Consider the following 22,941-nt stretch of genomic DNA (forward strand, 5'->3'; position numbering starts at 1 on the left):
GAGTGTCAAGCCGGATTCGCAGAAAAATAAAAAAATTATTCGATTGGGGCGCTTCGGCTTAAGCCTGGGGGGAGAGGGTGGGGAGCGAAAGCGGCGGAGGGGTCAGGCGTCCACGATTCGAGACAGCATTTCGGCGGCTCGGGCGGCCCAAAATTGGCGGTCCCAGGCCTCCCGGAGCCCATTCGGGACTACGGGCCGGGGGGCACCCGCCCGCCACGAGCCGAGGGCGGCCCCCAGCCAGGCCGCAACGCCTTCGACATCCGCCGAGGCGAAGACCCCGGGGTGGCCCGCTTCCCGGAGCAGGTCGGCCGCGGGGCCGGCGTCCAGGATGGCCAGGATCGGCCTGCCGCTGGTGAGGTACTCGTAGATCTTCCCCGTGTAGAGGAACGCGTCGGCGCGGCCGCCGTGCCCCAGGAGCGCCAGCGCGTCGGCCCGGCGCATCGCGGCGAGCGCTTCGAGATGCGGACGCGAGGGATCGAGCGCGACCACGTCGCCCAGGGCGCGGAGGAGCGGATCTCCGGCGGCGATCTCTTCGTTCCCTCCGAGAAACCGCAGCCGGAGCGACCTCGCGAGCGCCGGATCGGCCGCGAGCACCCGGCGCGCCGCCTCGAGCAGCGTGCGGGCCGTGGGGCGATGGGCGAGCTGTCCCGCGTGGAGCAGCACGAACCGGCCCTGGTCGCGCGCGGCGTCCCGCGCCGTGGACTCGAACCGGCCCGCGTCCGCCCGCCTCCAGTCATCGGGGTCGACGCCGTTCGGCAGCACGACGATCCGCTCCGGCGCGAGATCGGGATAGCGCTCGCGATAGAGCGCCGCCATCGCCTCGCTCACGACGGTGATCCGGTCCGCCGCGCGCGCCACCGCGGCCTCGAGCGCGCGATGGCGCGCGTCGTGCCATCGCGACGGAGGCGCGTAGGTGACCCGCCCGACCCAGGGATCGCGGAAGTCGGCGATCCAGGGGAGGCGGAAGCGGCGCTTCAGGGAAAGGCCCGCCACGTGGGCGCTCTCCGGGCTCGACGTGGTCCAGATCGCGTCGACGCCGCCCGCCCGGATGCGCCGCGAGGCCGCGCGCGCTCCGGCGCGGGCCCATCCGACGTAGCCGTCGGGGATCATCACCCAGGACTGCGCGCGCCGGAGCGCACGGAAGACGCCGCGGCGCCGCGATCCCTGCGCCTCCTCGAGGCGGGCCCCACCGATCCCCACGCCCCGCGTGAGCGCGAGCAGACGCTGCGCGGTGAGCGCGCGCACGCGGATCACCTCGGTGCCGGCGGGAATCTCCCCGGCGAGGGAGGGGTCGAGAATCCAGTAGTCGGGATCGCGCACGGTGACCACCGTCGAGCTCCACCCGAGGGGCTCGAGATAGCGGACGAGCTTGAGCGTGCGCTGGCAGCCCCCGCCGCCGAGCGGCGGAAAGAAGTAGGCGAGCCAGAGGAGACGGCGGGAGCCCTCCCCGCCCGCGCGCCCGGCCGGCGACGTCAACGCGCGATCTCCCCGCGCGCCACCGCCCCGGGCCGGGTCGCGGGCGCGCTCGAAAGCGCGGCCATCGCCGCGAGGAGCGCCTCCGTCTCGGCCACGGTGTCGGCGAAGCGGGCGCGGCGCGCGACCTCCTCGCGCGCCCGCGCCGCCATCGCCGCAGCGGCCGGCGCGGTGTCGCGCGCGATCTCGGCGAGGGCGCATGCGACCGCCTCGGCGTCCCGTTCCCCGACCAGGAGCCCCGTCGTGCGATGGGTGATCCACTCCCGGTTTCCCTCGATGTCGGTCACCACCGGGAGGATCTCCGCCGCCATCGCCTCGAGCAGCGACTGCGAGGTGGAATCGGAGCGCGAGAGCGAGACGTAGACCTCGTGCTCGCGAAGGAGCGCGCGGAGCGCCTCCTCCCCCACCCATCCGGTGAAGCGGACGGCGGCGGCGATCTCCAGGCGGCGCGCCTCCGCCTCGAGCGTCCCGCGGAGCGGCCCCTCCCCCGCGATCGTCGCGCGGAACGCGACGCCGCGCGCGCGCAGGATCCCCAGCGCCTGGACGAAGGTCACCGGGTCGTAGAGCGGCGACAGCGTGCGGGTCCAGAGCAGCCGCAGCTCGGGCGCGCGCGCCCGGCGCGCGGCCCAGGTCTCGCGCGGCGCGAGCGCGTCCACGTCGACGCCCCAGGGGCGCGTCCAGACCCGCCCCTCGGGCGCGCCCAGCCGCACCGCCGCGCGCGCGAGCATGTCGGCGTCCACGTGCACGCGATCGGCGCGCGCAAGGACGAAGCGCGCGCGCGCCGCATGGAACGGCGTGCGCGTGGCGTTCACGAGCAGGTCCGATCCCCACGCGACCAGGAGGAGCGGACGGAGTCCCGCGAGCGCCGCCAGGAACCCGTAGTTCGGAAGGAAATGCGCCACCGCCACGTCGGGGCGGAACGCGCGCGCTTCGCGCAGCACGGCGCCCTTGGCGCTCGCATAGCGCAGGGCGCCGATCGGAAGCGGCGCGCCCACGACGGCGCCCGGAAAGGCCGCGCCGGGCGCCGCCTTCGCGGTGAGCAGCCGGACCTCGTGCCCGCGCGCCGCGAGCGCCGACGCCCACCGCTGCGTGTGGACCACCGGCGCGTGCGCGAGGAGGAGGATCCGCACGCGGCGGCTAGGGGCGGAGCCGGCGATGCAGGCCGCTTCGCCGCTCGAGGATCAGCACGGGGCGCCGCGTGGCGCCCCACCCCTCCTTGAACCGGATGAGCCCCTCGGCGTCCGGCGGCGACGCACCGAAGTTGTATTCCAGGTACCCGGCCGCGCACAGGCTCTCCAGCACGTGCGCGATCAGGAAATTGTTCGGGCGGAGGGGCCACGAGGATTCGCGCGAGACGGGAAGCCAGCTCACCGCCTTCCCCTCGTGAAACAGGTGCAGGCTGCCCGCCACCGGCTCCGATCCCCGCGAGACCAGGTGATAGCGCGCGAGGCCGCGGGGCACGAGCGCCTCCGCGATCCGCTCGTAGAGCGAGAGCGGCTTGGGCTGGCCGCCGCGCCGGCGCACCGTCTCGACGGCGATGTCGTAGAAAGCGCGGAGATCCTCCGGCGAGACCGCCGGCCGGATCGAAAGGCCGCTCGCCTCGGCCTGCCGGATGAGCCGCCGGGTCGAGGGGGAGAAGCGCGAGGCGAGATCCCCGAAATCGGTGCCCAGCGGCAGCACGTGCGTGAACGATTCGCTCGCCGCGAGATCGTCGGGGAATTCCGCGGCCGTGCCCTCGTACCACGCCAGCGAGGCACGCAGGACGGCACGGCTCCGGATCCATTCCCGGAAGGCTTCGAGGAGCGCCCGGCGCGCGGCGGGCGGGTCGGGGTGGCCGCGGCGGACGATCGGACCGCCGTACGTGGCGAAGGGCATGGAATCCACGCTGCGCCAGAAGCCGCGCCGCCGCACCAGGGCGCCGAGGCCCGCGGCGTAGCCCGCCTCGTCCTCGATCACCAGCGCCTCCCACCGCGCGTCCTTCCACTCGTCGGTCCAGACCGAGGCCCACGAGGAGGTGTGAAAGATCGACGCCCCGTCGGCCTCGGCGACCATCGCGTCCCATCGCTCCGGGTCGGGAGGCTCGAGGCGGTGGACCTCCATCGCCCTCCGCGCGTCCTGCGCGACGGCGCTCACCGCGTCACCGCGATCCGCAGGGTCTGGACCCTCGCTCCGTCGCGGAGGGTGACCAGGTAGACGCCGGGAGCCGCCGGAGACCCCGAAGCGTCGCGCAGATCCCAGGCCGCGCTGGAGACCGGGTCGACGCGGAAGTTCCGGACGAGGTTCCCCGCGAGGTCGCGGACCTCCCCGGTCACAGCCCCGGTCAGCCCCCCGATCCGAACGGCGCCCGAGGCGCCCGTCGCCGGGTTCGGGTACGCGTAGGCGGCCGCCGAGAACCCGGGCGCGCCTGCCGCCTGCGGATGCACTTCCGATACGCCGTGCGCGGTCGCCACCCAGAGGATCCCCCGCCCCTCGTCCCACGCGAGGCCGCGAACGTCGTCGTCCACCAGTCCGTCGGCCGTCGTGAACCGCTCCATGGCGCGCGACGCGGCGTCGTAGCGCGCGAGCCCCGCCGACGTGCCGATCCACACCACCCCGCGCGGATCGTGCGCCAGGTCCTGCACCGGCACGGCGCCGATCACGTTGTTCACGTCGGCCATGCGCGCCCGGTCCAGGAGTCCGCCCGCGATCACGACCAGCCCCGCCTGCGTGCCCACGTACGCCGTGGTCGTGTCGAGCGCGACGACGGCGAGCGTCTTGGCGCTCGGAAATCCGGTGGCGAAGTGATCCCAGAGATCGTCGCCGTGCGAAGCCGTCCCGCGGCCGTCCCAGCGGTCCACGCCCACGTTGGCCGTCGCGATCCAGCCGACCCCCGCCGGGTCGAACGCAATCGCGCGGAGGTCGTTGCTCGAGAGCCCCGAGCCCCGCGCGGAGCCCTGGGTGTTGAGCGGGGTGAGCGAGTCGACGACGGCGCCGGAGGGATCGAAGACGTAGACCCCGTTCTCCAGCTCCACTCCGGCGCCGTAGACGAGCCCGTCGGGAGCCTGCCCGAACGACCAGACGTTGGTCGGGCCGGGGTAGACCCACGCGTTCGAGTCGGGATCGAAGCGCTCCACCCGGGGCCGCGGCGCTCCGGAGCCGCAGCAGTGCCCGAGCCAGAGATCGCCCTCGCGCGCGGCGAGAATGCCGAACACCGAGGTCGCCTGGAGCGCGCCCCCGGTGCTGGTGTTGCTCACGACGCTCCACGAGACGCCGTCGGTGCGGAGGACGAATCCCGCGGCCAGGCCGGGAGCGATCTCGTTCCCCGGCGTGAACCACGCCTCATGATCCCGCACCGCGACTTTCTGCAGCGACTCGACCGCCGGACCTTCCGTGCCGTAGGGGGTCCAGGCGCCGCCGCCCGCGTCGAGGCGCGCGAGCCCCGCCGACGCGCCGGCCCAGAGCGCGCCGTCCGGCGCCACGGCCAGCGCCCTGGTGCTGCCGAACGGCAGTCCCGAGCTGATGCGCGTCCATGCGCCGGCGTCCCGGCGATAGACGCCGAGCCCGTTCGATCCGGAGTAGATCGTGCCGCCGAAACGGGCCAGCGAGAGGGATCCCCCCGCGTACCCCGGCTCGACCGGCGCGAGCACGCCGTTCGCGAGAGCGCGCGGCCCCGCATCGGTGCCGATCCAGAGCGTGTCCCCCACCGCGAGCAGCGCGTGGACCGCGCCGCCGAACAGCGCGCTCCGGTCCCGCCACGCGCCCGAGGCGAACGAGGCGAGGCCGCCGCCGGTGCCCGCCCAGAGCGTGTCCCCGACGATCGCGAGCGCGCGAACGTCGTCCGAGACGAGCGCCCCCGCGGTGCTCGCGCGCGAGTCGGAGCGGCGAAGCGCCACCCGAGCGTTCGCCGGAGTCTCGGCGAAGAGCGCGACGCCCCCCGAGGTGCCGACCCAGACGCTGTCGCCGCTCCGGAGGAGCGCCTGCACGTCGTTGGAAGGAAGCCCGTCGAACGTGGTGAGCGCGCGCCTCCACCGCCCCGCGGGAGAGCGGCGCGCGATGCCGGCGTCCGCCGTGCCGATCCAGAGATCCCCGCTCGGGCTGACCGCCAGGCAGAGCCCCCGGTTGGAGGGCAGCCCTCCGGGGGTGGCGATGGTCTTCACCAAGGGCCCCGCCGGCATGGCCACCGTGACGAGTCCGCCCGTCGTGGCCGCGACCAGGCTCCCCTGCCATGCGGCCAGCCCGCGCACGTCGTTCGAGGCGACGTGGTTCCTGATGTAGAGGCGGGTGGCGGCCACGGCCTTGCCCGGGACGGCTGCCGCGACGAGCGCCGCCGCGACGAGCGCCGACGCGAGGAGCGCTGCCGCGACGAGCGCCGCCGCGACGAGGCCCTTCGCCGCGACGTGCGGCGCGACGCTCCGCGGGCGCGCGGTCACGACCCCGCCCCGCGGGTCGCGCGCAGGAAAATGCGGAGGTCCTCGGCGAGGGAGAAGCGAGCGAGATAGGCGAGCTCCGCCTCGAGACGCGAAGCGCGCCCGTTCTCGTCGGCCGGCGACACCACGCCGGGACGCACCGATTCGAGCGCAAGGCGTGCCCATGCGGGCACGCCCGCCCAGCGGTCCCGCTCGTACTCGCTGCGTCCCACCCAGCTCCGCTCTCCCGACCAGACGCGCCGCCACGCCTCGCCCGGCGCCAGGCCGCCCCCGGATCGGGCCAGGTGGCGCCTCAGGCCTCCCCAGCGCCAGGGGGCCACGAGCACCGAGAGGAAGACGTCGCTCGCCCGCTTCCGCGCGCGCAGCGAGAGCCCGCGGCTCGGCGCATGCAGCAGCGCCGCGCCCACGGGGCCGACCGCGCGCGCGCCGGAGCCGGGCACGAGATGCGCGAGCGAGCCGGCCCAGTAGATGGCGGCGCCGGAGTCGCGCAGCGCCGAGGCGAGCGCGAGGAGGTAGGGCAGCTCCTCCGCCTCGGGCACGATGCAGACGATCTGGATCCGCTCGTTCGCGACCAGCGCGCGCAGCCGCGCCGCCGCCGCTTCGGGCGCCTCGGACCCGTCCGCCATCGCCTCGGCGTGGAGCGGCTCGAAGCCCGAGGCGCGGGCCCCCTCGAGGGCGGCGCGCGCCGCCTCCATCTCGGCGCCCGATCCGAGCAGCAGCACGCGCCGGAACGCGAAGCCCTGCCGCTTCGCTCCCGCTTCGGCCCCGGCGAGGAGCGAGCGGACGGCGAGGAGGCAGAGCCATTCGAGCGGGAGGAGCAGCAGCACGAGGAGACGCGAATAGCGCGGCGTCTGGAAGAGGAACGTGGTCGCCATGAGCAGAACGCCCGCCTGGAGCACGGCGCGCCCCACCTGGAAGGCGCGGTCGATCGCGTCGCGGAAGGCCGCGCGCCGGTAGAGGCCGTTCCACGCGAGCGAGGCCACGCTCACGGCGATCGCGAAGAAGAAGAGTCCCGAGTAGGCGGCGAGCGGGTAGACCGGCTTCTCGAACCAGGCATCGAGGCCGATCCGGATGCCGTAGGCCGCGGCGCACGCGGCGGTCGCGGCGGCGATGTCGGCCGCGAGCAGCGCCGCCTGGGTCAGCCGCCCGCGGTTCTGGCTCAGCGCGTACACCAGAGCGCTCCATTTCTCGGTGAAGCGCAGGAGACCCGCCGCGTGCGCGCGCAGGGAGCGGGGCCGGGCCTGCGCGCTGGACCTCGCGTACTCGTGAACCATCCGTGCCGTGGGAACGTACAGCACCTCCCAGCCGTGGCGCCCCATGCGCTGGCACCAGTCGACGTCTTCGAAATAGAGGAAATAGCGCTCGTCCATCAGCCCGACGTCGCGCATGGCCCGCCGACGCACGAGCATCGCCGCGCCGATCACCCAGTCCACCCGCCGCAGATCGGCATGGTCCCACTCCGCCATGACGTGATCGCGCAGGACCCGGCTCTTGGCGACGAAGGGTCCGAGCGGCATGCGGCGAAGGAGGAGGGTCTTCCAATTGTAGAAGCGCCGCGCCGAGAGTTGAAGCGTCCCGTCCAGGTTCTGCAGCCGGGGCGCGAGGATTCCCGCCCGGGGGTGGTCCTCCGCGGCGGCGACCAGCGCCTCGATGGCGCCGGGCAGGATCTGGATGTCGGGATTCAGGACGAGCACGTCCCGGTCCCCCACCGCCCGGATCCCGGCGTTCACCCCGCGCGCGTACCCGACGTTCCGCCCGGGAGCGATCACCCGCACGGGCCAGGGCGCGCCGGCGAGGGCGGCGTCGAGCGGCTCCCCCGAGTTGTTCACGACGACGATCTCGGCGACGGGAGCGGGGCGCGCGGCGGCGAGCGAGGCGAGGAGCCGCGCGAGGGCGTCCCCGGTCCGGTAGTGCACGATGACCAGGGCGAGCGCCACGGGAGGCTTAGAGCGCGCCGATCAGGTCGAGCAGGCGGAGTCGCCAGACCATCCATGCCGCCTCGTGGACGATGCGGCGCGACATCTTCGACTCGCCCGCCTTCCGGTCCACGAACACGATCGGGATCTCGCGGATCCGGAACCCCTTCCGCCACGCCTTGAAGGTGATCTCGATCTGGAACGCGTAGCCGTCGGAGCGCACGCGGCTCCAGTCGATCGATTCCAGCACGCGCCGCCGAAAGCACTTGAAGCCGCCGGTCAGGTCCTTCACGCGCATGCCGGTGATGATCCGGCTGTAGACGTTGGCGGAGTAGGAGAGGATGAGCCGCTTGATCGGCCAGTTCACGACGGTGACGCCGTTCAGGTAGCGCGACCCGAGGACCAGGTCGGCGTTCTCCAGCTCGTGCAGGAAGACCGGGAGGCTCTCGGGGTTGTGCGAGAAGTCCGCGTCCATCTCGAACACGGCCTCGTAGTCGCGCTCGAGCGCGTAGCGGAAGCCCGCGACGTAGGCCGAGCCCAGCCCCTGCTTTCCCGCGCGGTGCATCACGTGCACACGCGGGTCGCTCGCGGACGCCTGGTCGGCGATCGCCCCCGTCCCGTCCGGCGAGTTGTCGTCCACGATCAGGACCTCGCACTGGGGCACGTAGGCGAAGATGCGCTCGAGCAGCGCCACCACGTTTTCCTTCTCGTTGTAGGTGGGGACGATGACCAGGGCCTTCACGCCGCCTCCCCCGGCGGGACGGGGGCGGCCACGCGCGCGCGCCGGCGCCCCAGGAAGAGCCCGGCGATCCCGAGCAGCATCGCGGCCGCGGCCGAGGCCAGCGAGATCCGGATCCCCGCCTGGAGCGAGGCGGGAAGGTAGCGGAGCCGGATCCGGTGGACGCCTGCCGGCACCTCGATGCCGCGCATCAGGTAGTTCACGCGCCGGACCTTCACCGGCGTTCCGTCGATCGTCGCGGTCCAGTCGGGATCCCACTGATCCACCTGAACGAGGAGGCCGGGCGTGGAGGTGCTGACCATATAGTCGGACCCGTTCATGTCGTAGCGCAGGCGGATCACCGAATCGGGCGCGGCGGGCTCCGGCCACTTCGGGTAGGGCGGCGGGTCCTGCCACACCGCGTACTGGCCCGGCCCGAGCACCGGCGCCGTGCGCACCATGGCGAGCGCGGCCGATTCCCCCTTCACCGGGAAGACGCGATGCACCATGTAGGCGCGCGGAGCCGTCCCCTTCACCTCGTAGACCTTCACCGGGCCGTCGAGACGCAGGGTCAGGTCGGTCGTCGTGTCGGGGTAGTAGCCGTCGGTCAGGACGTACTTGATGTTCAGGAGCCGCACGATCCGGAGGTTGGCGATGCCGACCGTGTCCATGAAGGCCTGGTAGAGGCGCGGCTTCGCGGGGTGATAGCCCATGATCGACGCGATGCCGAACGCCGAGAAGCGGGTGTCGTCCCAGCGGAGCGGAAGCACCCGGAACTCGGTCGAGTCCTTCTTCAAGAACGCGATCTCGGGCGTCTCGGCGAAGTTCTGCGCGTATTCGTTCGCGCTCCCGATCTGGGGATCCATGATCTTCCGGTCGATCCCCCAGAGGTCGACGGCCGCGACGCCGACGACGAGGAGCGCGGCCGCGGTGCGGGAGAGCCGCCCGCGCGCGTGCAGGGCCAGAACGAAGAAGGCGGCCGCGAGCAGGATTCCGGACTTGAGCGCGTCCAGCGTGGCCATGTCCAGGGCCTGGCGGGCCGTGTCCGGCGTGATGTAGTCGCGCGCTTTCGAGGCGGCGGCGAGGATCGACGGGCCGAGGAGCTGGAGCAGCACCACCGCGCCGACGCCGCCGGCACCCGCGAAGACGGCCCACCGCATCCAGCGGGCTCCGAAGTCGCCGGCGTCGCTCCCCTTCCGCTTCGCGGCGGCCGTGCCCCGCCCCCTCGCTCCCGGCGCGGGACGCGCCGGCGCCGCCGGCGCGCCGGGCTGGCCGAGGGCCGCGTCCAGCCCGAGCGCGGCCAGCACCGCGACCGCGAACTGGACCAGCACCAGGATCATCACGGGAACACGGAACTTGTTGAAGTAGGGCACGCGCTCGTAGAGGAGCTGGTAGAGCGGCGCGAAATGCTTCCCGAACGAGATCAGGAGCGCCACCGCGGCGAGAGCGACCCAGAAGCCGCGCATCGCCCCCCGCGCGCGCGCGGCGCCGTAGACGGCAAGCGCCAGCGGAACGATCCCCATGTAGTTCGGATAGTCGGTGAACGGCATCGTTCCCCAGTAGGTGCGCCCGCCGAACCCGAACATCGAGGGGATGACGAACGTGAGCATCTCCTTGGGATGGAACGACCACGACGTGGCGTACGCGAAGCCCGCGCCCGAGCCCTCGGCCGCGCTGCGGATCGAGAGCTTCGCGTATTCGTGGACGGGCAGGTAGAGGAAGCAGCTCATCCCGAACCCCAGCCCGATCCCGACCGCCAGGCCGGCCAGCGCCCGCGCGGCGTCGCCGCCCCGGCGCGCGCGCGCCGCGGCGATCGCGAGGAAGAGCGCGTAGAGGCCGAGCGCGAGCCACGTGTAGAAGACGATCTGCACGTGGGAGCGCAGGAGCTGGAGGGCCGCAGCGAACGCGAACCCCGCCAGCGCGAGCAGCGAGCCGCGCCGGGCGAATCGGTCGTAGAGCAGGAACAGGAGCGGCAGGTACGCCGCGGTCATGATCTGGCTTCCGTGCCCGAACGCGCCCACCGCGACCAGGTTCGGCGTGAGGGCGAACGCCACCGCGCCGATCAGCGCCGCGTCGGGAGCGGCGCCGAGCGCGCGCGCGAGCAGCACCATCGCCACCGCGATGAGCAGGTAGTGGGCGAGCAGCCAGGTGAGGTCGGGGAAATGGAGCGCGGTGTTCAGGAAGCCGAAGACGGGGTCGAGCGGATAGACGTAGGGGACGAACGCCAGGCTCCCGAAGCTGGGCATGCCGAGGAACTGGAACGGATTCCAGAGCGCGTAGACGTGGCGCGTCTTCAGCGCCTCCATCGCGAACTTGGAGAAGCCGGCCGGGGCCACCGAGTCGGGCGAGACGAAGACCTTCCCGAAGACGAGCGGATAGAAGAAGACGAGAACGATGGCCGACGCGATCGCCGCGGCCATGGCGGTGGAGAGTCCGGCGCGCTTCACGCCGCGTCCTCCAGGCAGACCGACGCGAAGCGCCGGGCGATGGCGTCCCAGTCGTGGCGGCGCGCGAACGCGAGGAGCCCGGCCCGGTCGGGCGGCGCCGCCAGCAGGGACCGCGCCTCGGCGATGAAGGCCTCCGCCGTATCCGCCACGCGAGCCGCGCCGTCCCACGCGTCCACCTCGTCGGTGAAGCGGGTGGCCACGCACGGGACGCCCGCGGCCGCGTACTCGTATAGCTTCACCGGATTCACCGCCTCGGTGAGCGGCGTGCGCCGGAAGGGGATCAGCCCGACCCGGAACGCGCGCACGATGCCGGGCACCTGGTCGTAGGGCTTGGGTCCGGTCCAGTGGAGGTTCGCGTTCTCGCGCGCCGCGCGCGCGAGCGCCGCGGCGGTCTCGGGGTGCGCGGGACCCACCAGGACGACGCGCGCCTCGGGACAGGCGCGCGCGAGCGCGGCCACCAGCGGCACGTCGAGCCAGGAGTGGAGGGAGCCGACATAGCCCAGCACCGGGGCGGCGGGGTCTCCGGGCAACGACGCCGGCGCGACCCGGTCGGGATCGAAGCGCGCCGCCTCGACGCCGTTGCCGATGAGCGTCGCCGCGCGCGCGCCCGCCGCGGTCGCCAGCGATTCCAGCGCGTGCGACGTCACGATGACGCGGTCGGCGCGGCGCAGGAGACGCTCCCAGCGCGGCACGAGCCGCGGTGGAACGGGAGCGAAGTGGAGCGGCGCGTCGATCATGTCGTAGACCACCCGGTCGGGGCGGAGCGCGTCCAGGAACGGCTCGGCCATGAAGTTCTGGACCAGCGCCAGCCGCTTCCGGGAACCGTCACGAAGCCCGAGCGCGCCGAGCCTCTGGAGCTGGAAGAATCCCTCCGCGAGCGGGGACGACCCGACGGCGTACGCCGCGCGGCGCAGGCCGTGGGACCGGGCGTGCAGCGGAAGGAACGGAAAGGAGACGCGGCGCACGCGGGGAGCGGCGTCGGCGGGGCGCATCGCGCCGCGGTGGCCGAGCGTCCAGGGCTCGACGAACAGGACGCGCGCCCGCTCGGGAAAACGGGTCGCGAGCTGCTGAGGACGCTGCCAGAGAGCCGACCAGGGAATGTCACTGAGCCACACGACGTCCCAATCGGGACGCACGGCTGCCTCCGGGGTCGCGCACCTCATAAGCGTATCCGTCCTCGCAACATCATGTCAAGTCGCAGGATGCGACGAATCGTCCAGCCCCCTTCCGAGTCGTTGACCGCTCCGCACCGCTCCCGTAGCTTCCGGCGATGAATCGCCCGCTCCGCGTCGCGATCGATCTCCGCCCGCTCGCCCTCGATTCCGGCGGCGGCGTCGGCCTCCTGATCGCCCAGATCGTCGAAGAGCTCGCGGGGCGGAACGTCGCCTTCACGGGCATCGCCGATCGCGAGCTGCCCCCGGGGAAGGTCCCCGCCGCGATCCCCGTCTGGACCGCGGCCGGGACGGGCGGGCGGATCCGCTGGGAGTCGTTCGCCCTCCCCGGCGTCCTGCGCGGCATCGATCCCGCGCCCGACCTCTTCCATGCGACCTGGAACCACGGCGTGCCCGCGGGACTCCCCTTCCCCTCGCTCCTCTCCCTGCACGACCTGATCCCGTGGCGCGCGCCGCGCTACGTCCCCTGGCCCCGGCCCGCGTGGCTGCATCGCGCGCTCTACCGCCGGGCCGTGCGAACCTCCGCCGGCGCCGCGGCGCGCATCGTCACGCTGAGCGAGGCGAGCCGGCGCGACATCGAGTCCGCGCTGCCCGAGACGCGCGCGAAGATCGAGGTGGTCCCCTGCGCCGTGCCGCGCGGCTTCTCCGCTCCGCCTCCCGAGGCGGTGGCCGCGCAGCACGCGCGCTTCGGCGGACCCTACTGGCTGTATCTCGGCGGGTTCGATCCCCGCAAGGGGGTGGACACCCTTCTCGACGCACTGCTTTCGCTCGAGGCGGGAGGCGAAGCTCTCCCCCCGGTCGTGCTCGCGGGCGCCCTGCGCGGCGACGCGCGCGCGCTCAAGGGCCGCGCCGCGCCGCTGGGCGCCCGGATCCACTTTCCCGGCTTCGTCCCCGACGCCGACCTGCCCGCGCTCTACGCCGGCGCGGCGCTCTTCCTCTACCCGTCGCGCGCCGAGGGGTTCGGCATCCCGCCGCTCCTCGCCATGGCCTCGGGCGTCCCGGTCGTGGCGGCCGACTCCGGCGCGGTCACCGAGACGCTGGGGGGGGCCGGCATCGTCGTGCCCCCGGGCGACGCCGCGGCGCTCGCGGCGGCGCTCCGGGCCATCCTTCGCGATCCGGATCCGCTCAGCGACCTTCGCGCGCGCGGACGCGCACGCGCCGCCGCGTTCACCGTGGACGCGCTGGCCTCGCGAATGCGAGCGGCGTACGAGCGCGCGGCGTCCCGCCCATGAGGATGGCGGTGAAGTCGCGAAATCCCAGCAAGAGCGCCCCCGCGCTGGCCCGGTCGCCCGCCACGAGCGCGCGCGCGAAGAGGACGGCGGTCCACCCCGCGTAGGCGAGCCAGGCGAGCGGCCGCTCCCAGAGGGCCGCGTGGCGGGAGAGATAGAGCGCGCCGCTCCGAAGCCGGAAGTAGGCCTTGAGCGGCGTGAGGCCGCCCCCGCTGGTGACCGACACGTGGTGCCACCCGCGCGCGGCGGGCTCGTACCAGAGCACGAAGCCCGCCTTCCGCGCGCGCGCCGACCAGTCGACGTCCTCGACGTAGATCACGTACGACTCGTCCAGGAGGCCGGTCCGCTCGAGCGCGCTGCGCGAGAGGAGCGCGGCCGCGCCGGAGACGTAATCCACGGGACGCGGTCCGTCCCCCGATCCGATCAGGGCGTCGTCCTTCTTCCCCAGCCCGCGATGGCGGATCAGGGCGAAGCCGCGCGACACGATGCCGCCCGCGAACCAGACCCGGTCGGCAGGCTCGAAGGTGAAGAGCTTGGGACTGACCGCGCCGCGCCGCGGGTCGGCCTCGAGGGCCGCGGCCATCGCGCCCAGGGCGCCCCGCTCCAGGACGAGATCGTTGTTCACGAGGAGCACCGACGCGGCGCCCCCCTCGAGCGCGAGCGCCAGCCCCGCGTTCACGCCTCCCGCAAACCAGCGGTTCTCCCCCAGGGCGAGGATGTCGACCTGGGGAAACTCCGCGCGCGCGCGATCGGGGGTGCCGTCGGGAGAGCCGTTGTCCACGAGCAGGACGCGGTCGGCGGGCGGGTCGAGGGCGAGCAGCGCGCGCAGGCACTCGCGGGTGTACTCGTACTCGCCGAAGGCGAGAACGACGGCCCAGACCGGGCGCGCGCCGCTCACCGGCACGCCGACCCCAGCTCGATCAGCGCCTCGACCAGCGCCTCCCACGTGAACCGCCCCCGAGCCTGCGCGACGCCTTCGCGCAGGCGCGGCGCCAACCCCTCGTCGAAGTAGCGCTCGATGGCGCGCGCGAGCGCCGGGGGATCGCCCGGAGGCACGAGAAGCCCGGTCACCCCCTCCTCCACCACTTCCTCCAGTCCGCCCGTGCGGGTCGCGATCACCGGGGTCCCCCCGCCGAAGGCGACCTGCGCGATCCCCGATCCGGTCGCCTCGCGATACGGAAGCGCCACCACGTCCGCCGCGGCCACGTACGCCGCCACCTCCTCGTTGGCGACGTAGCGGTCCACGACGCGCACCTTGCCGCGGAGCGCGGGATGGGCGAGCGCCTGGGCGTAGCGCTCGCGCGGCTCGTAGAACTCCCCCACCACGTAGAGAAGATCCCAGGCGTCGGGCCGCGCCAGGGCGAGCGCCGCGAGCAGATCGGCGAGCCCCTTGTACGGGCGCACGTAGCCGAAGAAGAGGATCGTCCGCCCGCGCGCCTCCAGCGCGGCGCGCGCCCGCTCGCGGTCGGGAGCCCCCGCGTGGAACACCTCGTACGAGGGATGCGGATGCACCCGGACGGGGCGGCTTCCCGCGTAGCGCTCCAGCCGCTTCGCCTCGGAGCGCGCGTGCACCAGGAACCCGTCCGCCGCGCCCAGTCCGTAGGCCGCGAGCGCGCGCATCCCCGGCGCCGCCTCGTGCGGCTCCACGTTGTGGCACAGGAAGACGCGCTTGGGCGCCGAGGCGCCCCGGGGACGCGCCGCGCGCGCCGCCGTTCCGAGCGAGGGACCGAAGAAGGGGTGCCACCAGGGCACCACGAGGAGATCGGCCGCCATCGCGCGGATCCGCCGCCCGGCGCGGAGCCAGGTCCAGGGGAGCAGGCTGTCCACGACGCGATCCGCGGGGACGGGCGGAGCGATCGCCTCCCCGCTCGCGTCGAACTGCGTCGCGCCCGGAAAGAGGAAGCCGGGGTACAGGCGCGTGAACGAAATCATCGCGACGTCATGGCGCGCCGCGAAGGCGCGGGCGAGAAGCGTCGTGTAGTGGGCGATGCCGCCGCGATAGGGGTGCGTCGGGCCGAGGAGCGCGATCTTCACGCGGCCGCCGGCGGCGCGGGCGCGCCCGCGCCGGATCTAGATCCGCTCCCGAATCGCGTACTCCGGCTCCGTCGTGCGGGTGCCCGCGATCAGCTCGCCCAGGAAGCCAAGCGAGAGGAACTGGATCCCGAGCACGATGAAGACGAGCCCGAGCACCAGCGAGGGGCGGAGGCGGAGCGGCTCGCCCAGCACCACCGGCCAGGCGGCCCAGACCGTGAAGAGGAAGCCGAGCATCGCCACGCCGATCCCCATCCGGCCGAAGACGTGGAGCGGACGCGTCGAGCTGGTGGTGAGGAACATGACCGACAGGAGATCGAGGAATCCGTTCACGAAGCGCGCCGGACCGAACTTGGTCTTGCCGTGTCGGCGCTTGTGGTGGACGACGGGCAGCTCCCCGATCGTGTATCCGTTCCAGTGGGCGAGCACCGGGATGAACCGGTGCAGCTCGCCGCGCAGGCGGACCGACTTCGCGGCCTCCGCGCGGTAGGCCTTGAGCCCGCAGTTCATGTCATGGAGCGAGACGTGCGTCATGGCCGAGGTGACGCCGTTGAAGATCTTCGAGGGGATCGTCTTCGAGATCGGATCCTGGCGGTTCTGCTTCCACCCCGACACCAGGTCGTAGCCCTCGTCCAGCTTCCGGAGGAGCGGCCCGATCTCGGCGGAGTCGTCCTGAAGGTCCCCATCCATGGTGATGATGGAGCGGCCTCGCGCTTCGGCGAAGCCGACCGACAGCGCCGCGGACTTGCCGTAGTTGCGCCGGAAGCAGATGGCGCGCAGCCCGCGGTGTCGCGGCTTCAGGGCGCGCAGCCGCTCCGCCGTGCCGTCGCTCGATCCGTCGTCCACGACGAGGATCTCGGCCCGGAGGCCGAGCGGGCGGAGATCCGCCTCGAGCTTCTCGAGGAGCGGCTCCATGTTGTCGGCTTCGTTGTAGACCGGGATGAGCACGGTGAGGTCCGGGGCGCCGCCCCGATCGAGGTCGGAGCCCGCCGCGCCCGTCATCGCCGGTGCCGCTCCGGTCAGTCCGCCGGGTTCCGCTGCCATTCCCATTGCCTCCGCAGGCCCTCGTCGAGTCCCGTGCGCGGGCGGTAGTCGAGATCGCGGCGCGCGCGCGACGTCTCCGCGGACGTATCGCGCGGGTCTCCCGTCGCGGCCGGCTCGTGCCGGCGCTTCACGGGAAGGCCCGCCGCGCGCTCCACGGCGCTCAGCAGCTCGTTGACGGTGATCCGGTGGCCTCCGCCGACATTGTACACGAGCGATGGCACCGGGCGGACGAGCGCCGCCCGCGTGGCGGCGATGGCGTCGTCCACGAACGTGAAGTCGCGGCTCTGCTCGCCGTCGCCGTAGATCGGGATGGCGTCGCCGCGCCGGGCCGCTTCGAAGAAGCGGTGAATCCCCATGTCGGGACGCTGACGCGGTCCGTAGACCGTGAAGTAGCGGAGCCCCACCGCCGGGACGCCGCACGAGTCGCGATACGCCTGGAGCAGCGCCTCGGTCGCCACCTTGGTCACGCCGTAGGGCGAGAGCGGCCGCCTCGGCTCCTCTTCCGGGGTCGGAAGCCGCTCGGGGGTGCCGTACACCGAGGAGCTCGACGCCACGACGACCCGCTCCACCCGGGTGTCGCGCAGGGCCTCGAGGAGCCGCTGGGTCGCGAGCACGTTGTGCTCGGCGTAGTCGCGAAAGGCCGGTCCCCAGGAGGCGCGCACGCCGGCGAGCGCGGCCAGGTGGACGACGTGCGTGACGCCCGGGAGCAGCGCGCCGAGATCGGCCACGCGGAGGTCGGCCTCGACCAGGCGGAACCGCCCCTGCGCGGAGGCCCGCGCCAGATTCCGGCGCTTCACCGGCTCGGGATAGTTCGGCACGAACGCATCCACGCCGACGACCTCGGCCCCCTCTTCGAGGAGGGCGTCGCAGAGGGTCGAGCCGAGGAACCCCGCCGCGCCGGTGACCAGCGCGCGCATGCCGCTAGGGCGTCCCGGCCGGAAGACGGAGCGGAGCGGCGCCGCCCCGGCCGGTGCCGAGCGAATCCTCGTAGCGCTGGAGATAGGCCGCGGCCTGGGGGTCGTCGGGATGGGCCCGCGTCCAGGTGCGGAGCACCTCCACCCCTTCCTCGCGCCGGCCGGTGCTCCAGAGCGCCGCGAAGAGGGCGTTGAACCAGTCGAAGAACTGCTGCGAGAGCTCGCACGCCTTCCGCAGCTCCGCGATGCCCGGCTCGACCTGGCCCTCGTTGAAGAGCATCAGCCCGATGTGATAGTGGAACTCGGCCGCGTTCGGGAAGCGCCGCACCCCGTCCTCGTAGACCCGGCGCGCCAGGTCCGGCCGCCCCGCCTCTTCGTAGACCCGCCCCATGTACTCGAGCAGCCCGGAGAAGTCGGGCGAGATCTTCACCGCGTCCTGGAGGATGCGCACCGCCTGGTCGGCCTGCTTGTTCTGGATCAGGTAGGTCGCGAGCTGCACATGCGCGGCCGTGTAGTTCTGGACCAGGCGGTTCGCGTTGTCGTCCTTGTAGACCGACCGGTCGTAGGCGCGGTTCTTGTCGAGGAGGCCGCGGTACTTGTAGACGTGATACAGGTTCTCGTACGTCATCTTCGGGTCGATCCCCACCGGATCGGGATGCGGCTGGATGCGGAAGACCAGCCCCTCGAACGTGAGCTGCTTGTCCATCCCCTCCTGCTCGGGCACCGTCACCGCCAGGTAGAGCGGCTTCCGCCAGGCGTTGGTCTTCACGATGTCGGCGAACGCCTGGTCCTTCACCCAGACCACGTTGTTGGTCTTCTCGTCCAGGTAGGGCTGCACCGCGGCGAGCTGGGTGTCGTTGTAGGAGAGCGGCACTTTGGGCGCCTGGTCGCGCAGCTGGGCGATGTACCACGGCGTATTGAGAAGGCTCATGTTCACGACCCGCACGTCGGGACGCACCTTCTCCACCTCCTGGATGTACCAGAGCGGGAAGGTGTCGTTGTCGCCGTTCGTGAAGACCACGGCGTCCTTCTGGAGCGGGACCAGCATGTTGTAGGCGTAGTCGTGCGCGATGTAGAAGCCCGAGCGGTCGTGGGTGTACCAGCCGGCCTTGGCCGGGAGGAGCGAGATCCCCACGAGGCTGAGGGTGGCCACGGCCACCGCGCCGCGCGTGGAGACGCCGGGGGGGAGAGGCTGGAGCGGCCGTTCGCCCGTCTCCTCGAGATCTCCGCCGGCCAGGACGGGCGCGCCTTTACCTGCGGGTGTCGCTTTCTCCGCGCTTCGCGCGGAGGGCATCGAGCTTCGCTCGGAGGTAAATGCATCCAGCACCCACGCCAGCACGGCGGTGGCGCCCATCCCCATCCAGATCGCGATCAGGTGGTACGAGTTCGTGAAGAAGTAGTCGCGCTCGCGCACCTCGTGGTCGGTGAAGTTGAGATAGAAGATGAGCATGGGGCCCATCACGAAGTGCTGGGCCGCGAAGAACCAGAAGGTCTTCTTGTCCCGCTTGTAGTTCCATGCCCCGCCGGCGAAGAAGAGGAAGTAGGGGATCGCGTTGATCAGCCGGACCGGCAGCGACGTCTCGCCGAAGCTCCCCAGGCGGCTCACCAGCTGGAACTGCTCCCAGACGTACCGGAGGTACATGTGCTCGATCTGGTACCAGAGGTCGGCGCGGCGCACGAAGGGGTTTGTCGGCCCGTACTGCTTGCGGAGCAGGTAGTCCTTCCAGGTCTCGAGCGTCGCCGGCATCCCCTCGTTGATGTGCGGCATCTGCTGGCTGCGGACGAGCAGGAAGAACTGGACCGTGAAGCCGGCCACGATCGCGAGCACCCACCAGGTGGCCAGGTTGTTGCGCACCATCTTGTCGCGGTTCAGGCCGTAGTAGGCCACGATCGCGGCCAGCATCACCAGGAACAGCCCGTTCGGAATCCCCCAGTCCTCCACCTCGTTCATGACGACGAGCATCAGGAAGAAGCCGAGGATGGCGGCCGAGGCCCAGAAGCGGCCGTTGAAGATGGCGCTCGGGCGGATGATGGCGAGCAGCAGCACCAGGCCGGGGGCGACGAGGATCGTCCCCAGGTGGACGCCGATGGAGACCGCGAGGAGATAGGCGATCAGGACCAGCAGCAGGTCGTTCCGCGCCGTGCCGATCCGGTCCCACCACCGGAAGGCGAGCCAGATCACGAACGCGATCATGAACGAGGAGAGCGAGTAGACCTCGGCTTCGATGGCGCTGTCCCAGAAGCTGGAGGCGAACGCGATGAAGAAGGCCGCCACCAGTCCGCCCGCGCGCGCCGCGATCCACTGCGCGGCCGACGCGGGCCGCCCGCCGAACGTCCGCTCCAGGGCGCGGGTCGCGACGAGGAAGGTGAAGAGGCAGCAGAGCGCCGAGGCCAGCGCGCTCATGAAGTTCACCCGCCACGCCACGCCCGCGATCGGCAGGAAGGTCATAATCCGCCCGAGCATGGTGTAGACCGGGTTCCCCGGGGGATGCGGCAGCCCCAGGATGTACGACGTCGCGATGAACTCCCCCGAATCCCAGAACGGCACGGTGGGCGTGAGGGTGCGGATGTAGGCGATCAGGGGAACGCCAAACGCCAGCGCCCCCACCAGCGCGTGCGCGCGTTTCCAGGAAATCACGTTCTCCTTTCCCCCGCCGCCACGGCGCGCTCCGCCCGCCGGCGCTCCAGGCGCTGGGCGATGGCGCGTCGCGGCGGCCGCGACAGGAAGATCAGCCCTCCGAGAAGGCTGATGACGACCGAGACGACGTACGTGAGAAACGGGATCGTGAACGACTGCTCCCGCGTGAGACCCACCGTGTGAAACAGAACCACCGCCGCCCCCTCCCGGACCCCGAGGCCGTTCATGGAAATGGGCAGCGAGACGAGGACGGCCAGCACCGGGACGAAGACGAAGTAGTAGCCCGCCGCGATCCGCACTCCCAGCGAGAGGCCGACCAGGTAGTGAACGTAGATGCGGCTGACCTGGACGACCATCGAGGCGAGGAACACGGCCAGCAGCGTGCCGCCCTGGGAGCGGTAGCCGTGCATGTCGTCGAGCAGGCGCCCCAGGGCGTCGGCGACCCCGCGGGCGCCGATCGCGCGGAAGGGCCATTCGAACGCCGTCAGCACGCGGCGCGAGAAGACGCTGAGGAAGGCGGCCACCGACGTGAGGAAGATGGCGACGAGCGCGACATAGATCGCGGTGAGGTGCAGCCGCGGCAGCACCCCGAAGGACGCGACGACCGCCAGCAGGCCGATCGCGACGACCCCGATCAGGCGTTCCATCAGCGTGGCCGAGAAGACCGGGCTCACCCGGTCGGAGTATTTCGAGGCGTCGGTGATCCGCGCGATGTCCCCGCCCACGTTGGAGGGGAGGAAGTTGTTGAAGAAGAGGCCGACGAAATAGTACGCGGCCACCTTGCGGTACGGGATCGGGACCCCCTGGGCGCGCAGGAGCCTTCCCCAGAGCCAGCTTCCCACCAGGCTGGAGAAGAGGAAGAGCCCGGCGGCGGCGGCGAGAAGACGCGGGTCGGCGGGCCGCATCGTGGCCCAGACGTTCCCCGGCGAAACCTTGGCGACGACGTAGGCGAAGAGCGCCAGGGAGAGGGCGATCTTGAGCACCGCGAGGAGCGCCTTCCGGCGCGGCGAGAGGGAGCCGAGGCCCGCCGCTCCCGGAGCGGGATCCTTCGCCATCGCCGAGAGCGCGCTCACGCGGCCCCCGCCGCCTCCGCCATCACCTGGCGGCTCTCGCGGTAGCAGGCTTCCCAATCGAAGGTGCGCGCCCAGCGGAGCGCGGCCTCGGCCATCCGGAGTCGGAGCGAGCGGTCGGTGAGCAGCCGGACCACCGCGGCGCCCAGCGCCTCGGCGTCGCCGTGCGGCACGAGGAGGCCCGTCTCCCCTTCCCGCACCGATTCCACGAGCCCGGGGCTGCGACTGGCCACGACGGGCACGCCGCAGGCGTTCGCCTCGATCACGGTGAGTCCCCAACCTTCCTTGGGCGACGGGCAGACCGCGACCTGGGCCTCGTTCAGGGCCCGCACCTTCTCGGCGTGCGGCAGCGCGCCGAGAAAGCGCACGGCGTCGCCCAGCCCCAGTGAGGCCGCCAGGGATTCGAGGTCCTTCCGGTAGGGGCCGTCCCCCACCACGTCGAGGCGCGCGGCGGGCACGTCGCGCCGGACGACCGCCATGGCGCGGATCGCGTGCTGCGCCCCCTTGTACTTGCGGAGGCGCCCCAGGAAGACGACCACCGGCTCGGCGCGTCCGGCGGGAGGCGTGGTCACTCCGTAGTCGTTCTGCGTCAAGCCGCAGCGCACCACGCGAATCCGCCGGGGGTCGATGCCGCGCCGCGCGAGGTCGTCGCGCGTGCTCTCGGAGATGGCAAGGAACGGGGTGCGGCGGTAGACCAGGGGCAGCACCGACTCGTGCGCCCAGACCAGGAGTCCCACCGCGGGCGGGGCCTCGCGGAAGACGGCCGAGCCGAAGAGATGCGGCACGACGGCGAGCACGGGAGCACCGGCGAAGAGCGGAGTGAAGAACGGAACCTTGTTGATGTCCTCGAGGACGAGGTCAAACCGCTCCCCTCGGAACCGGCGGCGATAGAGTGATCCCAGGGCAAGGTGCGCATTGTACCACGAGCCGGCGCGGTGGATTTCGATCCCCTCGATCCGGTCCTCGGCCGGCGCGCCCGGAAAGCGCTCGGCCAGCCAGACCACCCGGTCGCCGTCGCGGACGCAGCGGCGCAGGATCTCGAAGAGGTGGAGCTCCGCGCCCCCCGCCTCGGGATGCCGCGGGTCGCGCCAGTTGAACGCGAGGAGGTTCAACCAGCGCCACCGCCCGCACCCGAATCCTTCCGTCCGAGCGCGCCGATCACGAAATAGGTCGCGAACGCGACCGGCGTTCCCTCCCAGAGACCGCGCCAGCGCCCGAGCACGGCGGAGAGGAGCGGGATGCGCGGCGGATCGAGCGGGAGGCGCGCCGCCTTGAGCTTGAGGAGCGCGGCCCGCAGCGAGCGATAGAAGAGCCCCGGCACCATCCAGGCGCCGTAGCGGCTCACCACGCGCACGCCCGCCGCCCGGAGGAGGCGCTCCAGCTGGCCGATCGTGAACTCGGTCTCCCATCCCGCGAACCAGGTGCCGGTGGCGATCATCGCGTGCTTGAGCGCGGTGTAGAGATGCCAGCGCTGCGGCACGTCCACGAGAAGGAGCCCCTCTCCCTTCAGCGCGCGCACGTTCTCGCGAAGCAGCGGCATCGGATCGCGGAAGTGCTCGAGCAGCCCCTGGTGGAAGATCACGTCGAAGGCGCCGTCACGGAACGGAAGCCGAAGGGCGTCGGCGCGGACCAGGATCGGCGCCGCGCCGTGGCGGCCCGCGACCCTGCGCGCCGTCTCCAGCGAGGCCATGGAATAGTCGAGGATGAACGCCACGGCGCCCTCGGAGGCGAGCGCCACCGAGTCGCGCCCGGAGCCGGCGCCCACTTCGAGCACGCGCCGGCCGCGAACCGGGCCCTGCGCCAGGATCTGTTCCACGACGCGGCCGTCGGTCGGATAGACCGCGTCGATGTCCTCCCGCTCCTTCCAGAAGCGGGTCCAGTGG

Annotated in this window: 17 protein-coding genes; 1 reads left to right on the forward strand and 16 read right to left on the reverse strand. The window is 72.5% G+C overall.

Annotated features, from left to right (window positions below; genetic code table 11):
* Positions 1 to 102: 102 nt before the first annotated feature.
* Genes VE326_03030 through VE326_03065 form a run of 8 tightly spaced genes read right to left on the reverse strand, consistent with a single transcriptional unit; the run spans position 103 to position 12,096 of the window.
* Positions 103 to 1,476: a glycosyltransferase gene (locus VE326_03030; GenBank protein ID HYJ32170.1), complete on the reverse strand. Its 1,374-nt coding sequence runs from the start codon at positions 1,474 to 1,476 to the stop codon at positions 103 to 105.
* Positions 1,473 to 2,603, reverse strand: coding sequence for a glycosyltransferase family 4 protein (locus VE326_03035; GenBank protein ID HYJ32171.1), 1,131 nt, complete (start codon positions 2,601 to 2,603; stop codon positions 1,473 to 1,475). Before VE326_03035 ends, VE326_03030 begins: the two co-directional genes overlap by 4 nt.
* A gap of 7 nt (positions 2,604 to 2,610) precedes the next feature.
* Positions 2,611 to 3,606: a GNAT family N-acetyltransferase gene (locus tag VE326_03040; protein ID HYJ32172.1), complete on the reverse strand. Its 996-nt coding sequence runs from the start codon at positions 3,604 to 3,606 to the stop codon at positions 2,611 to 2,613.
* On the reverse strand, positions 3,603 to 5,882 hold the full coding sequence (locus tag VE326_03045; protein HYJ32173.1) for a hypothetical protein: 2,280 nt from the start codon (positions 5,880 to 5,882) through the stop codon (positions 3,603 to 3,605). The genes VE326_03040 and VE326_03045 overlap by 4 nt, the downstream gene beginning before the upstream one ends.
* Positions 5,879 to 7,816, reverse strand: a complete 1,938-nt coding sequence (locus tag VE326_03050) for a glycosyltransferase family 2 protein (protein HYJ32174.1) — start codon at positions 7,814 to 7,816, stop codon at positions 5,879 to 5,881. Before VE326_03050 ends, VE326_03045 begins: the two co-directional genes overlap by 4 nt.
* Before the next feature lie 7 nt (positions 7,817 to 7,823).
* A complete protein-coding gene (locus VE326_03055) occupies positions 7,824 to 8,537 on the reverse strand; it encodes a polyprenol monophosphomannose synthase (GenBank protein HYJ32175.1) in 714 nt (237 codons plus the stop codon).
* Entirely contained in the window at positions 8,534 to 10,960 is a 2,427-nt protein-coding gene (locus VE326_03060; protein HYJ32176.1) for a YfhO family protein, read from the reverse strand. The genes VE326_03055 and VE326_03060 overlap by 4 nt, the downstream gene beginning before the upstream one ends.
* Positions 10,957 to 12,096 carry a glycosyltransferase gene (locus VE326_03065; GenBank protein HYJ32177.1) on the reverse strand — a complete coding sequence of 380 codons (1,140 nt, stop codon included), beginning with the start codon at positions 12,094 to 12,096 and terminating at the stop codon, positions 10,957 to 10,959. The genes VE326_03060 and VE326_03065 overlap by 4 nt, the downstream gene beginning before the upstream one ends.
* A gap of 134 nt (positions 12,097 to 12,230) precedes the next feature.
* Between VE326_03065 and VE326_03070 the strand changes: the two genes are divergently transcribed.
* Positions 12,231 to 13,364: a glycosyltransferase family 1 protein gene (locus tag VE326_03070; GenBank protein HYJ32178.1), complete on the forward strand. Its 1,134-nt coding sequence runs from the start codon at positions 12,231 to 12,233 to the stop codon at positions 13,362 to 13,364.
* Here VE326_03070 and VE326_03075 read toward each other — a convergent pair.
* Genes VE326_03075 through VE326_03110 form a run of 8 tightly spaced genes read right to left on the reverse strand, consistent with a single transcriptional unit; the run spans position 13,300 to position 22,874 of the window.
* Positions 13,300 to 14,259, reverse strand: a complete 960-nt coding sequence (locus VE326_03075) for a glycosyltransferase family 2 protein (protein ID HYJ32179.1) — start codon at positions 14,257 to 14,259, stop codon at positions 13,300 to 13,302. The two genes, VE326_03070 and VE326_03075, sit on opposite strands and share 65 nt — an antisense overlap.
* Positions 14,256 to 15,395 carry a glycosyltransferase gene (locus VE326_03080; protein HYJ32180.1) on the reverse strand — a complete coding sequence of 380 codons (1,140 nt, stop codon included), beginning with the start codon at positions 15,393 to 15,395 and terminating at the stop codon, positions 14,256 to 14,258. Before VE326_03080 ends, VE326_03075 begins: the two co-directional genes overlap by 4 nt.
* Positions 15,396 to 15,431: 36 nt before the next feature.
* Positions 15,432 to 16,436 carry a glycosyltransferase family 2 protein gene (locus tag VE326_03085; protein ID HYJ32181.1) on the reverse strand — a complete coding sequence of 335 codons (1,005 nt, stop codon included), beginning with the start codon at positions 16,434 to 16,436 and terminating at the stop codon, positions 15,432 to 15,434.
* Positions 16,412 to 17,353: an NAD-dependent epimerase/dehydratase family protein gene (locus tag VE326_03090; protein HYJ32182.1), complete on the reverse strand. Its 942-nt coding sequence runs from the start codon at positions 17,351 to 17,353 to the stop codon at positions 16,412 to 16,414. Before VE326_03090 ends, VE326_03085 begins: the two co-directional genes overlap by 25 nt.
* 4 nt (positions 17,354 to 17,357) lie before the next feature.
* Entirely contained in the window at positions 17,358 to 19,988 is a 2,631-nt protein-coding gene (locus VE326_03095) for a DUF2723 domain-containing protein (protein HYJ32183.1), read from the reverse strand.
* A complete protein-coding gene (locus VE326_03100) occupies positions 19,985 to 21,061 on the reverse strand; it encodes a lysylphosphatidylglycerol synthase transmembrane domain-containing protein (protein ID HYJ32184.1) in 1,077 nt (358 codons plus the stop codon). The genes VE326_03095 and VE326_03100 overlap by 4 nt, the downstream gene beginning before the upstream one ends.
* Positions 21,058 to 22,170, reverse strand: a complete 1,113-nt coding sequence (locus VE326_03105; protein ID HYJ32185.1) for a glycosyltransferase family 4 protein — start codon at positions 22,168 to 22,170, stop codon at positions 21,058 to 21,060. Before VE326_03105 ends, VE326_03100 begins: the two co-directional genes overlap by 4 nt.
* Complete coding sequence (locus VE326_03110) at positions 22,167 to 22,874, reverse strand: class I SAM-dependent methyltransferase (protein ID HYJ32186.1); 708 nt, start codon at positions 22,872 to 22,874, stop codon at positions 22,167 to 22,169. Before VE326_03110 ends, VE326_03105 begins: the two co-directional genes overlap by 4 nt.
* Between the last annotated feature and the right edge of the window lie 67 nt (positions 22,875 to 22,941).

Source organism: Candidatus Binatia bacterium, from assembly GCA_035631035.1.
In the GTDB taxonomy this organism is placed as follows: Bacteria; Eisenbacteria; RBG-16-71-46; order SZUA-252; family SZUA-252; genus DASQJL01.

Bases quoted from the DNA above. Each gene is read 5' to 3' on its own strand.
- VE326_03070 (HYJ32178.1), top strand. From the start codon at position 12,231: ATGAATCGCCCGCTCCGCGTCGCGATCGATCTCCGCCCGCTCGCCCTC.
- VE326_03090 (HYJ32182.1), bottom strand. From the start codon at position 17,353: ATGCGCGCGCTGGTCACCGGCGCGGCGGGGTTCCTCGGCTCGACCCTC.
- VE326_03085 (HYJ32181.1), bottom strand. From the start codon at position 16,436: ATGGCAGCGGAACCCGGCGGACTGACCGGAGCGGCACCGGCGATGACG.